The following is a 13,230-nucleotide window of genomic DNA, read 5'->3' as shown; positions in this document are numbered from 1 at the left end:
CAGCGACGACGCCCGGCCGGCCGGGGCACTGCGTTGAATACAGCGGTGACACCCGCTGCCCGGGCGGATGACCGCAGCGGTTCCGTCGAACTGTCGTGCCATGATGCCGCTCACCTCAAGGCAAGGAGCACGGCGCGATGGCCACGGTTACGGTTCGGGACGAGACAGCGACGGGCAGGGCGATCGATCAGTGGCCGTTGGCAGGCCTGCCCGAGCGCATCTCCGCGCGGGAGCTGGTCCGGTTGCGCGTGCGCGAGGAGGTGGCGCGGTTCGACGCCGACCAGGCCGACCTCTTCCGGGGTCTGGTGCGGCCGACCAACGCGGAGGCGACGTTGAACGGCTATCGGGTCGGTCGGGGACGGCGGCTGGACTGGGAGCGTCAGGCGGACGCGGCGTGTGCCGCCTTTGCCCGCAACGGCTTCGTGCTGTTGGTGGGTGACCGCCAGGTCGAGGATCTCGACGAGGAGATCGACCTGCTTGCGGACCCCGAGGTGGCCTTCGTGCGACTCGTCCCCCTGGTAGGTGGCTGAGATGGGTGACTGGACGCGTCTGCTTCCCGCGCTGAGCGCCCCGGATCGCCGGCGGGTGGAAACCGGAATCGCCGAAGCCGACGTCCACGTTCGGCCGCTGCTCCGTCCGATGGACACCTACTTCTGGGCGACGTCGGTGACCCGCACGCCGGAATGGGCGGCCACCAAGGCGTGGCCGGGTGAGCTTCGCCGCCGCGCCGCGCTCGCCGTGCACCTCGAGGCGACCACCAGCTCGATCCCGTCCGCGCTGAACGACGTCGTGCGGAGCCTCGCCGACGGCGTGCACGACTGGACCCGGGCGGATCTCCTATGGAGTCTGGAGGTTGCCGGCCAGGGGCACGGCTACGACAACGGCGCCCACCTGGAGTTGCCGGCGATGATCGCCGTGCGTCTGGCTCCCGCGGACCTGGCGGATCTGGCGCCGGCGCTCTCGGCCCTGTTCTGGTTGGCGACCCGGTCGATCGGGATCAGGGTGCCGTCGAGGATTGCGTAGGCGAGCAGCCGGATCCTGGTCATGGCCGTGGCCAGGTTGTCGGCGGTCGCGGCGAGCAGGTCGATGGCCTCGCGGACATAACGCCAGGCCGTCGTGACGCCGATCTCGAAGCCAGCGGCCAGGCGGGTCAGGGTGTCGCCGTTGCGCAGGTGGGCCAGGGCGAGCAGGGCTTGCCGGCCGGGGTCGAGGCGTCGCCACCGGGACCGTCGCTGCTGGCGGCGGGTTCGGATGAGGGCGGCGAGGTGATTCAGGCTGCGGGTGGACAACGGAATCGCGGCAGGGTAAGACAGCACAGCGAGGCTCCCGGTTGGGGCATCTGATCTTGGTCGATTGCTGTCTTACCGGGAGCCTCGTCCTACATAGACACCGGCCTCCCCGCACCGCCCGTGACCTGCACCGTCACGTCGAAAATGGCTCACTGGTACGGATCAATCCGTACCAGCGCCCCAATCCGTACCGCGCCTGAGCAGGCAAAACGAGCTTGGTGCGGATGGGACGGATACCCCCCGGCGACAGGTCACCCACCGCCGACCCTGACGCATCTCTCTCGACCGGGACGCCGGTCCCGGCTCACGGAAACGGCCCGCTGAGAGCCACACAGACGCAACCGCCCAACGCCCTACACCGGGGCACCCGAAATCTTGCGTCTACGGCGCTCTCAGCGGGCCGTTCTACGCCCTTCTGAGCCGATAACTCCCTGTCTTCACAACAGAGTCCAATCACCCCGGAAAGGCGCTCACCGTGCGACTCGTGCCGCAGAATCAGCCCGCAGACGCGATCGACCGCCAGGAAGGAGACAACGTCATCCGCCTCTCGCCGAAGGTGTTCATGTCCACCGAGGAACTTGCCGAGCTGCTCGACGTCGATCCGTCGACCATCCGGCGGTGGCGCACTCTCCAACCGTTGCAGGGTCCGCCGTTCATCCAGATCTCCGACCGGGTTGTGAAGTACGCGACCTCCGACGTAGAGCAGTGGCTGTCCGCCCGTCGCGTCTACCCGCAGGCGGCCTGATGGCCACGCCGCAGCAACCACCGATCGGCGTGCGTCTGGCCACCGACGTTGAGCACCGGCCCGGCCGCGACCGGCCCTACCGGGCGCGGGTCCGGTGGACCGACCGGACCAGCAACCGCCGGCTGTCCAAATCAACGACGGTCGCCACACTGGAAGAGGCGCAAGCCTGGCTCGACGGCATGGCCAGCGCCGCACAGGGTGGCGTCGACCCGATCGCCGCGACCAAGCGCCTCGCCAAGTACGGCGAGAGCGTGATGACGCTGGCCCTACGCGGCTTGGAGCGCAAGACGCTCGATCCGTACCTGGCCGGGTGGCGCAAGCGGGTGGTGCCGACGCTCGGCCACATTCCCGTTCGGATGATCACCAACGGCGCGGTAGACCGGGCGGTGCATTCCTGGATCGCCGACGAATACAGCCGATCGACGGTGAAGAACAGCCTCGCCGTGCTGGTCCGCGTGATGGAACAGGCCGTGCGTGACGGCATCATCCAACGGAATCCCGCACAGGTGACCGGATGGCAACGCGAATACCAGCGGGTTGCCGACGAGTTGGACGATCCACGCTCGCTGGCTTTGCCCGATTGGGAAACGCTGACCACTCTTGCCGCTGCACTGGTCGACCGCTCCGCGAATCACTTCACCGGATGGGCCGACGTGGTGATATTCGCCGCCTGTACCGCCGCCCGGATCGGCGAGGTTTCCGGCGTCCGGGCCGAGGACATCGACCGGAGAACGTGGACGTGGACAGTGCGCCGCCAGACCACACCCAGCCCCGGTGGCCTCATCGACAAGGGCACCAAGGGAAAACACGCCCGGACCGTGCCGCTGATCGAAGAGGTACGACCGATCGTGGCTCACCGCCTGGACGCCGCGTCCAAGCCGGAATCCCGGCTGTTCACCGGCCCGCGCGGTGGCCGGATCAGTACCGCCGTACTCCGTGACGCGACGCATTGGGATGAGGTGGTCACCAAGCTCGGATACGAACACCTACGCCGACACGACCTGCGGCACACCGGCCTTACCTGGATGGCGGACGCAGGCGTACCGGTGCACGTCCTACGGAAAATTGCCGGACACGGATCACTGACGACGACTCAGCGCTACCTACACCCCGACCGACAGTCGATCACGGACGCCGGAACGGCCCTCAGCGCCCATTTGAAGGCCCGCCGGTCCCAAGGTGGTCCCCAGCTACGCGCCGTCTAGATCAGCAAATCCCCACTAGCACAATACGAATTAGAGGCCGTTGACCAGGGTTTTCACCCAGGTTGACGGCCTCTTTTCGTGCTGTCGGGACGGCCGGATTCGAACCGACGACCCCTTGACCCCCAGTTTGACAACGATCATGTCACGGCATGCCAGAACAGGTTAAAACATCCGCAGAAGCAGACGAAGCAGCGGCTTCGAATGCTGTTCCGTTCCGTGCCGTCCGTCTAATCCGCAGGCTTGCGCTCTTCTCCGTTACCGGGTTCGTTACCGCGCATCGTCAAGCACTCCCGCGTCAAGCTGTCCGACCGCATTGCTGGCCTCGCGCACGCGCTAGGCAGTAACCCGCCACTCCCTCGACGTCGGGGCCACCATCACCAGCGGCTACACCTTCGTCAGCTCTGCGCCAGCCGCGCTGGCGACGGAGGGAACGCGGCGCTCAGTCCGTGAGGATCGCGAGACGCATAACCGCTCGGTGTCACTACTCGCTTCCTGTCGCCGGCAATTTCAGCGCCATGGTCCCCACCAGAACTTGTACGGCTTCGAGGCCGCCGTAGGGCTCACGCCACTCCCGACAGGTGCTCGCCTACGGTGACCTGATCCTCATCCTCGGTCCGATCGACAACGTCGAACGCTTCGCCGCGAGCGAGTGAACGGCGCCGACGCCGGGCGATTGAGGCGTCGCCAGCCCCCCAGCGACCAGCCGCCGCGCTCTTCCGCACGAACGCGGGCGACCGGAGGGCCGGTCCGGCCGTGCTCATCGAGGCGCTTCCGGTACGGCCGGTCCGGCTTTGACGATACGCTGGCGGAGTTTGGAGGTAATTGTCCCTATTCGTTCCCGGGAGTGGCCATGCCCGTCCTGAGGTTCTTCAACTCGCCAGCCGGTCGGGTCGCTCGGGTCGTCCTCGGGTTGGTGCTCATCGTGGTCGGGGTGTCGTTGGGCGGCTGGTGGTGGCTGCTGGCCCTGCTGGGCCTGTTGCCGCTGGCCGCTGGGCTCTTCAACTTCTGCACCCTGGCGCCGTTGTTCGGTATGCCGCTGTCCGGCCGCCGCTTCCAGGAAGCGAGCCGGAACAGAGCCCGCCGGTGATCGCCTGGGCGCTGCCACCGGCCGGCTGATGACATGGTGGGCGATCGCCCTCATCGGCGCCGGGGTGGGATTCTTCGCCGGGCTGTTCGGGGCCGGCGGCTCGGCGGTGGGCACACCCCCTGCTGCATCTGGTCGGGGTGCCGGCATTCGTCGCGCTGGCCTCTCCCCTACCGGCCGCCGTACCCGTCGCGCTGGCGTCGTCGCGGGCCTACTGGAGACGGGGGGTCGTGGATCGGCGGATCCTCGTGTGGAGCGTCGCCGTGGGGTTTCCGGCGACTGTGGTCGGCGCCCTGGCCACCCCGTACGTGGGCGGGCGGGTGCTGGTACGCGCGATCGAGGTGGTGGTCGCGGCCATCGGTGTGCGGTTGGCCCTCTCCGCACCGCGAGCGTGCCCGCGAGGGCCGGACCTTCGCTGTCCGGTCCCGGATGGTCGGCGTGGCCGCGGTGGTCGGGCTCTTCTCGGGTCTGCTGGCCAACAGCGGCGGTTCCCTGCTCGCCCGCTCTACCTGATGGTCCTGCACCCGCCGATCGAGCGGGCGCTGGCGACCTCGCTGGCCGTCTCCGCCGTGCTGGCGCTGCCCGGCACGGTCACGCAGTGGCGGCTCGGGCACGTCGACTGGCGGGTCGTGCTGGCGTACACCGTCTTGGCGGTGCCCGCCGCGCACCTCGGCGCCCGGCTGTCCATCCGCGCCAACCCCGGCTGGCTGGCCCGGGCCTACGGCATCGTGCTCGTCCTGCTCGCCTTGGGTCTTCTTCTCTCCGGCCGGTGATCTGGTACCCGAGCCCCACCGGCCAACCCGCCGGGCCCAAGGTCCTCTCATCAGGGTCGGACGGGACTTCTGCAAGGCAGACCGCGGGTGTTGGCTGAATCGGGAGCACGGAAAGGAGCAGGACCATGGGCCAGGCTGGCGCGCAGGCCGTGAACGAGCAGGTCGGGACGGTGGACGTTCGTTTCACGGCGGGTGAGTCGTACGAGTTCGCGGTACGGGGACACCGGATGCTGGTGGATCAGCCACCAGAGGCGGGCGGCGACGACGAGGCGCCGACTCCGACGGAGTTGTTCGTGGCGTCGCTGGCCACCTGCGTGGCCTTCTACGCGGGCAGGTACCTGACCCGGCACGGATTGGAGCGGGACGGTCTGGGGGTGTCAGTGACGTACCGGATGGCGGCGGACCGGCCGGCGCGGGTGGCCGACATCCGGCTGGGCCTACGACTGCCGCACGGGTTCCCGGAAGCTCGGAAGCAGGCGCTGCTGGCGGTGGCATCGCACTGCACGGTGCACAACACCCTGACAGCACCGCCGACGGTCACCGTCGACGTGCTCTGACAGCGTCCGGTCTCGGGCACAGGGGAAGGTGTGACATGGAGACGAACGGTTCCGCGGCCGGATCCGAACGCCTGCTGGCTCGCATCCGCGAGGGGATCATCGGCGAGGGTGAGGTGCTGGACTGCCCGTACGGGCCGCGGCGGATCACCTACGCCGACTACACCGCCTCCGGCCGGTCGCTCGATTTCATCGAGGACGCCATCCGGGAGTGGGTGCTGCCCCGCTACGCCAACACCCACACCGAAAGTTCCGGCACCGGCCTGGCCACGGGGCGGCTGCGCGAGGACGCCCGGCAGGTCATCCACGACGCGGTCGGCGCCACCGACGAGCATGTGGTCATCTTCTGCGGGTCGGGGGCCACGGCGGCGGTCAACAAGCTGATCGGGATCCTCGAGCTGCGGCTGCCCGACGGTCCGGCGCGCCGCTACCGGCTCCTCGGCGGCATTCCGCCCGAGCAGCGTCCGGTGGTGTTCGTGGGCCCCTACGAGCATCACTCCAACGAACTGCCCTGGCGCGAGACGTACGCCGATGTGGTGGTCATCGGCGCGGACGCCGACGGACACATCGACCAGGTCGAACTCGCCGCGCAACTGGCCCGGTACGCGAGCCGGCCGCTGCGGATCGGCAGCCTTTCCGCCGCCTCCAACGTCACCGGCATCCTCTCCGACGTCGACGGGATCGCGGCGCTGCTGCACGCCAACGGGGCCCTCTCGTTCTGGGACTACGCCGCCGCAGGCCCGTACGTGCCGATCCGGGTGGCTGAGTCGACGCCGGGGGCCGGGGACGGCAAGGACGCGGTGTTCCTGTCTCCGCACAAGTTCGTCGGCGGGCCGCAGACGCCCGGTGTCCTGGTGCTGCGCCGGGATCTGATCCGCAACCGGGTGCCGACCGCCCCCGGCGGTGGCACCGTGGCGTTCGTCGACCCGGCCGGACACCGATACCTCGACGATCCGGTCGCCCGGGAGGAGGGCGGCACGCCGGCGATCGTCGAGTCGATCCGGGCGGGGCTGGTGTTCGCGCTGAAGCAGGCCGTCGGCACCGACGTCATCCAGGCCCGCGAGGAGCAGTTGTGGTCTCGGGCGCTACGCCGCTGGTCGGCGAACCCACAGATCGAGGTGCTCGGATACCCCGAGGCCCGGAGGCTGTCCATCGTGTCGCTGCGCATCCGCCACGGCGAGCGGTATCTGCACCACAACTTCGTCGTCGCGCTGCTCAACGACCTGTTCGGCATCCAGACCCGCGGGGGCTGTTCCTGCGCCGGGCCCTACGGTCATCGCCTGCTGGCGATCGACGCGCAACGCTCGCACGCGTTCCGCGACGAAATCGGGCTCGGCTGCGACGGAATCAAGCCCGGCTGGTTACGGATCAACTTCAACTACTTCATCTCCGACACCGCGGCGGACTACCTCATCGAGGCGGTCGACCTGGTCGCCCGCTACGGGCACCGACTGCTGACCGACTACCGCTTCGACCCTCGCACGGGGCTGTGGCGCCACCACCGTGGCACCGGGCAGGCGCTGAGCGTGGCCGACCTGAGCTACCTCTTCGACGACGCGGCACAGCGGCCCGGCCGGCGAGATCGGGTCGGCGAGGACGCCCTGCCGGGGTACCTGCGCGAGGCCGGCGAAATCTTCGCCGCTCGGGACGACCACCTCGACGAGGGCCCCACCGGCCTGCCGCCCGGCTTCGAGGCGTTGCGCTGGTTCCCTCTTCCGCCGGCGTGCACCGCGCCGGCGCTCGCCGGCGGACCGTCACGACCGGCGGGACGCCGAAGAACCTAAGGGAGCAGCGCCAACACGATGCGGAGCACCTCGTTCATGCCGGGGATCTTGTGCAGCCCGCCCTGGTTCTCGCCGTCGGAATGCCGATGCCCGCCGCAGTGGGCACCTCGCTGCTGGTGATCGCCGTCAACTCGGCGGCGTCGCTGGTCGCCCGCACCGGATCGAGCCACTACGACTGGGCGGTGATCACGCCGTTCACGCTCGCCGCGATCGTCGCCAGCCTCGCCGGCAAGCGGGCCGCCGACCGGCTGCCGCCCACCGCGACCACGCGCGGGTTCGCAGCGCTCATCCTCGTGGTGGCCGCGTTCATCGGCGTACACACCATGGCCGGCTGAACATCCTGCCGGTCGACGGGCATCCCGAGAAGATCCTTTTGATAAGGGAGTGACCGGCCTACCGGATGACTTCGAAGCGCTGCGCTGGTTCCCCCCGGCTGGCGTGTCCTGGGCCGGCCGGGTTGTGGGGAACAGCGGCCGATCGTGAAGACCGAACCGTGCCGAGAGGAGTTACTGCATGAGTCGACCCGCCCGTCGAGGCACTGCCGTAATCGGTGGCGTGGCAACCGATCCACACCAGTCAACCTCGGTCAGTTGGCTTACCGGCACTCCCCAGACGTATCCGCGTGACCAAGGTTCCCAGGACAACACCGTCGAGGTGACGGGCCGTCAACGGCACGGGCATACGCCGACTCCCGGCTTGCCCTGGCGGGCCACACACTTCGGTAGCGGCGCTGCTCAGGGTGTGACACCTGCTCAGGTGGGTATCTCGCGGACCGGTTTCAGGCTGTGAGAGGGGACGACGTGGCCAGTGGCTCGCCCGACGAACTGCGGTCGCAACTGGTGGACGCGGTCCGGGAATTGTTCACGGCAGGAGTGATGTCCCACTCGGGCCACGCCAACGTCAGCGCGCTGCGGGTGACACGATGATCATCAGCAACACGGGACGGGTCCGCCAGCTAGGGCCCGACCAGTTCGCCGTCGTCGGGCTGGACGGCGAGGTGGTCGAGGGTGACATCACACCGGAAAACATGGAGATCGTGTCCATGCACGCCCGGGTCTACCAGACCCGTGGTGACATCGGAGCGATCATCCACACCCACTCCCCGGCGCTCACCGGCTTCGCCTTGGCCAGCCGTCCCCTGCCGTGCCGGTACGAAGCCCTGCTCAGGTTCGGGCAGGCGGAGGACGTACCGGTCGTCCCGTGGGCCCCGCGGGGCACCCCGCAGTCGGTGGACGGCATCGTACGGACCTTGCAGTCGCACCCCCTCACCTCGGCAGTCATCCTCGCCAACCACGGGCTGCTCGCCTTCGGGATCCGTCCGATGGACGCCGCCCACCTCGTTGAGGCCCTAAAGGAGGCGGCCGGCGCCGAACTTGAGGCCAGCGAGCTCGGTGGCGCGGTGAACTTCCCCGAAGGCGCGCTGGACGCCGTCCGCGCCGGTATGCGACGAGCGCTTTGACCCGTCCCGGCGAGGCCGGGCCGCATCACCGGCACCGACGGGCCTGGGGCGGCAAAAACGCCGGTCGGACGTGCTCGCGGTTCGGCGATCGTGCACGCCGGAATGGTCAGGAACGTTCGGCGACCACCACCGTGTCCAGGGCGTCCACAGCTCCGCCCTCCACCGTCACGGGTCGGCGAGCGGTCTCGGCCCGGCGGATCCGCAGCCCCGGCAGCTCCTGCACCACCGCCTCGGGGGTGAGCAGGACATCGGGGTCCTGCGGGCCACCCGTGCCGCCGGAGAGGTTCGCGAGGTCGTGGCCAACCACGAGGACCCGCCCACCGGCACGTACCGCCTCGCGGGCGTGGGACAGCACCCTGGCGATCTCGGCGGCGGGCAGGTGCAGGTACGCGATCAGTACCAGGTCGAAGCCGTCGGCCGGCGGCTTGTACTCGGTGACGTCGGCGACCTGCCAGTCGACGTTGACGTCTCGCTGACGGGCCAGTTCCCGGCCCCGCTCGATGGCTACCGCGGAGAAGTCCACTGCGGTGACCCTCCAGCCCTGCTGGGCCAGCCACACTGCGTTGCGTCCCTCACCGGCGGCCAGGTCGACGGCCCGGCCGGGGGACAGACCGGCGACGTCTTCCACGACGAAGCGGTTGGGTTCGGCGGTCCACACGAGTTCCGGGGCGCTCGCGTACCGCTCGTCCCAGGCACTGCTGTCCATCGTCGTACTCCTCTCGACGTGCGAAGGACTGGTTCCGGCGCAGCCCTCATCCTTGCCGAGAGCGGCTGCAGATGCGGTCGAGGCCGTCAGCCGCCGGCCAGGTGGGCGGGATTCCCGGCCGCGGGTGGCGAGCCGGTCGGACAGGTGGCGGCCTGGAGGACCAGGCCGGCGGAGGCGACCGCCACGGCCGGCGGTCCGGTCAGGAGCAGTCCGATCGCGGCGGCGGCGACGAGGCGGTGGAGGATCCGCGGTCGGGCCGGTGGAGTGAGCATGCGGCGTACCCGCTCCACCGCCCCCGTCCCCGCACCCAGCGCGTGCCGGGGAACGCGGTCGGCGAGCTGGACGATGGCGGTGGCGACAGCATGCCGTCCGTGACGCGCGCTCGCGTGGTCGTCGGCCAGGTGCTCCACCAGCCGTCTGATCTCCGTCTCGGCCGCGTCGGCCATCGCCAATCCTGGCAGCGCGCGATGGAACGCGACGGCGAGAGCGACGAGGAGGTGGTGTCGGCCCCGGAGGTGCGCCCGCTCGTGCCGCAGTACGGCGGCGAACTCGTCGGCGGTGAGGGCGTCGATCGCGGCGCTGGTGACGACGACCTGGCCCGGTCGGCCGGGCAGGCAGTAGACCGCGGCCGTGCCGTGGTCCACGACAGTCGAACCGTTGGCGTCCTGTCGGCCCAGCAGCAGCAGGGCGGCGAGGTGACGGCGGCGCCAGCGGCGGGCGGAGGTGAAGGTGACGATGAGACTGATCAGCAGGCGGGCGGCGAGGACCGCGGTGGCGAGCAGCCCGATCACGGCGAGCGTCTCGTTCGGGGCACCCAGGCCCGCCAGGGCCCGCGTGCACGCGACGATGATGCCTTCCAGGCCGGCGGCGAGGGCAGCGGGCGGTACGGCGACGAGCAGTCCGGCGGTGAGGACGGCGACGGTGATGGAGAGTTCTGCTCCGAGCCAGAGTCCGACCGTGAGCCGCGGCAGGGAGGCCGCCCATCGCCCGGTGAGGGCCGGACGGGCGAGGACCGCCACCGCGGCCGCCCAGGCCAGCAGTACCAGGCTGGTCACGCGCTGGGCTTTCCGCGCTCGTCCAGCAGCTCGCGCAGGGCCGCGGCCTCCTCGGATGTCATGGTGTCGACGAACCTGGCCAGGGCGGCATGCTGGTCTGCGGCCGAGGAGAGCGCTTCGGCCATGAGCTGTCCGACGTGCTCCTCCCGGCTGGCCTTCGGGCGGTAGCGGTACGCCCGGCCGGCGAGATCACGCTCCGCCCAACCCTTGCGGTGCAGGTTGTCCAGGACGGTCATCACCGTGGTGTAGGCGAGGTCGCGGTCCGCCATCGCGTCGACCATCTGCCGCACCGTGAGCGGCCCGGGGGTTTCCCACAACACGTTCATCACCGCGGATTCCAGCGGCCCCAGCGGGCGGTCGTTGCCGGGGTCCTTCCTTCGGTGTCGGCTCATCGGTCGAACCTACCGTCGGCGGGCAGCGGTGCCGAGGCGGCCGGAGCCGGACAGACCCGCTCGCCGGCGAGCCGACGTCGCAGCGCCCAGGCGAGCAGGGCGATCGAGGCTGTGGCGAGTATCGGCTGCGCCGGGGCGAACCAGCTCATCGCGCCGCTGTAGCCGAGCGCGATGAGGACGAGCTTGTTGCAGACGGGGCAGCCGACGGCGAACAGCGACAGGGCCGCCCCGGTCACCCCGGTCCGCGACTCGCTGCGGCCGGTCGCCTGGTCGCCGGTTCCGGCGACGGGCGCGACGTAGGTCGCCAGGAGCAGCCCGGACAGGACCGCGGTCACCACCAGCACCGGCCACGCCCACCAGGTGACGGCCATGTCACGGCTGAAGTAGGGGGTGTCGATCAGATCGGTGGGAACCGCGATCACCACCGTGGTCCCTACGGCGCCGGCGGCTGCCGCCGTCCACCGCCGAGCCGGCCACACCGACGGGCTGGGCGTGAGGGTCACTCCGGCCACGTCGGTGGCGGACGGCAGCGGGGCGGCAGCCGCTTCCGGGGTCCCGGTACGACGTCGGCGCCGCACCAGGACGGTGACCGCGGCCAACCCCGCGACGAGGAGGACCAGGAGATCCGGTACGTCGCCGAGCGCGCTGGTCACCCACTCCTGCGCGGCGCCCTCGATGTCGGTCAGCCCGAAACCGCCGGCCAGACCGGCCGTGCCGTCGAAGACCAGGAAGAGCACGCCCAGGGCGACGAAGAGCAGACCGGAGACCGTTGACGTGGTGTGCAGGTGCAGCCGACCGATGGAGAACTGCCGGCCTCGCAGCCACCGGCGCTGGCCGATACGCCACCGGTCCCAGACGAGGGCGAGCAGCAGCAGGGGCGCGGTCATGCCCAGGGCGTACACGGCCAGCAGGGCACCACCGGTCGCGGGCTGCTCGGAGGTCGCGGCGACCGTCAGGATGCCGCCCAGGATCGGGCCGGAGCAGAAGCCGGCCAGCCCATAGACGGCGCCGAGGGCGAGCACCGACAGCGCAGAGTCGCCGGTGATCCGTGCCATCAACCGCTGCGCCGGCCCGAAGGTGAATCCCTTGCCGACCAGTTGCATGGCACCCAGCGCGATGATCGACCATCCGGCGACCAGGATCAGGGTGTCCCGGTGCTGGAAGAAGGCTCCGGCCACGACCGAGGAGCCAGCCCCGAGCGGCACCAGCACGGCGGCCAGGCCGAAATAGAAGATGCCGGTGCGGGCCAGTAACTGCTGGGGGTTCTGGAAGGCGTACGCGAAGAAGGCGGGCAGCAGCATGGCGCTGCACGGACTGAGCAGCGCGAGCACTCCGCCGAGCAGGGCGGCGAGGTAGCCGATGTCGCTCATTGCGCCCCCAACTGCCGGTCGATGGTCTGCTTGAACGCCCCGTACGGCTGGGCACCGACAACGGGGGTGTCTCCCACGATGAACGCCGGGGTGCCGGTGATGCCCATCGAGGTCGCCTCCTGCTGGTCACGCCCGACGGCGGCGCGGGTGGCGGCGGAGGCACGGTCGGTGTCGAACCGGGCCACATCCAGCCCGACACTCCTGGCGATGGCGCGCAGTGCGGCCTCGTTCAGGGAACCGCTGTTCACGCGGCGCTCCTTGGCGTACACGGCGTTGTGGAACTCCCAGAACTTTCCTTGGGCGGCGGCGGCCCGCCCCGCGGCAGCCGCGTCGTTCGACTCGGCACCGAGGTAGGGCAGGTCGCGCCATTCGATCCGGACCAGGCCCCTGTCGACGTAGTCCCTGATCAGCTTCGGCTCGGTCTCGCGGGCGTGCCGCCCGCAGAAGGGGCACTGGAAGTCGGCGTACTCCAGGATCACCACGGGCGCGTCGGGCTTCCCGAGCGCGAGAGGGTCGTTGGGCGTCCGCCGGGCGAGGCCGGCAAAGGGGTTCTCGGTCTGGCCACCGGCCGATCCTCCAGCGGCGGGCCCGCCGGCTGGTTCGGCCGGCTTGTCGGCGGGCCGGGCGAGGATTGCCAGCACGGCGACGATCGCGATGACCACGACCGGGCCCAGCCAACCAGCCGCCCGACTGATGCGGGGGGTACGCCTGGCGCTCCTGCGCGTCGGCTTCGTCGGGCGCATGTCTCCTCCAGCTGTCGTCAATTTCTACTATCTGCACTAGTACTAAGCATGCTAGTACTAGTGCAGATAGT

16 protein-coding genes and 1 pseudogene are annotated in these 13,230 nt (G+C 70.0%); 11 read left to right on the top strand and 6 right to left on the bottom strand.

Annotation, left to right across the window (positions count from 1 at the left end):
- Positions 1–137: 137 nt before the first annotated feature.
- Together KSK32_RS23880 and KSK32_RS23875 are read left to right on the top strand one after the other, a co-directional pair.
- The gene (locus KSK32_RS23880) at positions 138–530 is read left to right on the top strand and encodes a hypothetical protein (RefSeq protein ID WP_216933205.1); all 393 of its coding nucleotides are present in this window, start codon (positions 138–140) and stop codon (positions 528–530) included.
- 1 nt (position 531) lies between these two features.
- Positions 532–1,023 carry a hypothetical protein gene (locus KSK32_RS23875; protein ID WP_216936525.1) on the top strand — a complete coding sequence of 164 codons (492 nt, stop codon included), beginning with the start codon at positions 532–534 and terminating at the stop codon, positions 1,021–1,023.
- On the opposite strand, the pseudogene KSK32_RS23870 reads toward KSK32_RS23875, so the two are convergent.
- Positions 972–1,316: pseudogene (locus KSK32_RS23870) on the bottom strand (transposase family protein); the annotation flags it as partial. The gene KSK32_RS23875 and the pseudogene KSK32_RS23870 sit on opposite strands and share 52 nt — an antisense overlap.
- Before the next feature lie 535 nt (positions 1,317–1,851).
- On the opposite strand from KSK32_RS23870, the gene KSK32_RS23865 reads away from it, so the two are divergent.
- The 9 genes from KSK32_RS23865 to KSK32_RS23825 all read left to right on the top strand — a co-directional run bounded on the left by KSK32_RS23865 (position 1,852) and on the right by KSK32_RS23825 (position 8,893).
- Positions 1,852–2,034, top strand: a complete 183-nt coding sequence (locus tag KSK32_RS23865; protein ID WP_216936322.1) for an AlpA family transcriptional regulator — start codon at positions 1,852–1,854, stop codon at positions 2,032–2,034.
- Complete coding sequence (locus KSK32_RS23860; RefSeq protein ID WP_216933204.1) at positions 2,034–3,239, top strand: site-specific integrase; 1,206 nt, start codon at positions 2,034–2,036, stop codon at positions 3,237–3,239. The genes KSK32_RS23865 and KSK32_RS23860 overlap by 1 nt, the downstream gene beginning before the upstream one ends.
- An 850-nt stretch (positions 3,240–4,089) precedes the next feature.
- On the top strand, positions 4,090–4,326 hold the full coding sequence (locus KSK32_RS23855; RefSeq protein WP_216933203.1) for a YgaP-like transmembrane domain: 237 nt from the start codon (positions 4,090–4,092) through the stop codon (positions 4,324–4,326).
- Positions 4,327–4,445: 119 nt separating this feature from the next.
- Complete coding sequence (locus KSK32_RS23850) at positions 4,446–5,096, top strand: sulfite exporter TauE/SafE family protein (protein ID WP_308163813.1); 651 nt, start codon at positions 4,446–4,448, stop codon at positions 5,094–5,096.
- 125 nt (positions 5,097–5,221) lie between these two features.
- Positions 5,222–5,653 carry an OsmC family protein gene (locus KSK32_RS23845; protein WP_216933201.1) on the top strand — a complete coding sequence of 144 codons (432 nt, stop codon included), beginning with the start codon at positions 5,222–5,224 and terminating at the stop codon, positions 5,651–5,653.
- 35 nt (positions 5,654–5,688) lie between these two features.
- The gene (locus KSK32_RS23840; RefSeq protein ID WP_216933200.1) at positions 5,689–7,434 is read left to right on the top strand and encodes an aminotransferase class V-fold PLP-dependent enzyme; all 1,746 of its coding nucleotides are present in this window, start codon (positions 5,689–5,691) and stop codon (positions 7,432–7,434) included.
- A complete protein-coding gene (locus KSK32_RS34235) occupies positions 7,374–7,769 on the top strand; it encodes a sulfite exporter TauE/SafE family protein (RefSeq protein WP_308163713.1) in 396 nt (131 codons plus the stop codon). Before KSK32_RS23840 ends, KSK32_RS34235 begins: the two co-directional genes overlap by 61 nt.
- Positions 7,770–8,219: 450 nt before the next feature.
- Entirely contained in the window at positions 8,220–8,360 is a 141-nt protein-coding gene (locus KSK32_RS23830; RefSeq protein WP_216933198.1) for a hypothetical protein, read from the top strand.
- Positions 8,357–8,893, top strand: coding sequence for a class II aldolase/adducin family protein (locus KSK32_RS23825; RefSeq protein WP_216933197.1), 537 nt, complete (start codon positions 8,357–8,359; stop codon positions 8,891–8,893). Before KSK32_RS23830 ends, KSK32_RS23825 begins: the two co-directional genes overlap by 4 nt.
- A 106-nt stretch (positions 8,894–8,999) precedes the next feature.
- On the opposite strand, the gene KSK32_RS23820 is transcribed toward KSK32_RS23825, so the two are convergent.
- The 5 genes from KSK32_RS23820 to KSK32_RS23800 all read right to left on the bottom strand — a co-directional run bounded on the left by KSK32_RS23820 (position 9,000) and on the right by KSK32_RS23800 (position 13,078).
- A complete protein-coding gene (locus KSK32_RS23820) occupies positions 9,000–9,599 on the bottom strand; it encodes a bifunctional 2-polyprenyl-6-hydroxyphenol methylase/3-demethylubiquinol 3-O-methyltransferase UbiG (protein WP_216933196.1) in 600 nt (199 codons plus the stop codon).
- 86 nt (positions 9,600–9,685) lie between these two features.
- Positions 9,686–10,654 carry a M56 family metallopeptidase gene (locus tag KSK32_RS23815; RefSeq protein ID WP_216933195.1) on the bottom strand — a complete coding sequence of 323 codons (969 nt, stop codon included), beginning with the start codon at positions 10,652–10,654 and terminating at the stop codon, positions 9,686–9,688.
- Positions 10,651–11,046: a BlaI/MecI/CopY family transcriptional regulator gene (locus KSK32_RS23810; RefSeq protein ID WP_216933194.1), complete on the bottom strand. Its 396-nt coding sequence runs from the start codon at positions 11,044–11,046 to the stop codon at positions 10,651–10,653. Before KSK32_RS23810 ends, KSK32_RS23815 begins: the two co-directional genes overlap by 4 nt.
- Positions 11,043–12,416 (bottom strand): cytochrome c biogenesis CcdA family protein, encoded by a 1,374-nt coding sequence (locus KSK32_RS23805; protein ID WP_216933193.1) that lies wholly within the window; start codon positions 12,414–12,416, stop codon positions 11,043–11,045. The genes KSK32_RS23810 and KSK32_RS23805 overlap by 4 nt, the downstream gene beginning before the upstream one ends.
- On the bottom strand, positions 12,413–13,078 hold the full coding sequence (locus tag KSK32_RS23800) for a thioredoxin domain-containing protein (RefSeq protein WP_289256372.1): 666 nt from the start codon (positions 13,076–13,078) through the stop codon (positions 12,413–12,415). The genes KSK32_RS23805 and KSK32_RS23800 overlap by 4 nt, the downstream gene beginning before the upstream one ends.
- Positions 13,079–13,230 lie beyond the last annotated feature (152 nt).

The sequence above is a fragment of the Micromonospora sp. WMMB482 genome, from assembly GCF_019038635.1.
Taxonomy (GTDB): Bacteria; Actinomycetota; Actinomycetes; order Mycobacteriales; family Micromonosporaceae; genus Micromonospora; species Micromonospora marina.
This window is presented reverse-complemented; position numbering and strand designations above follow the sequence as displayed.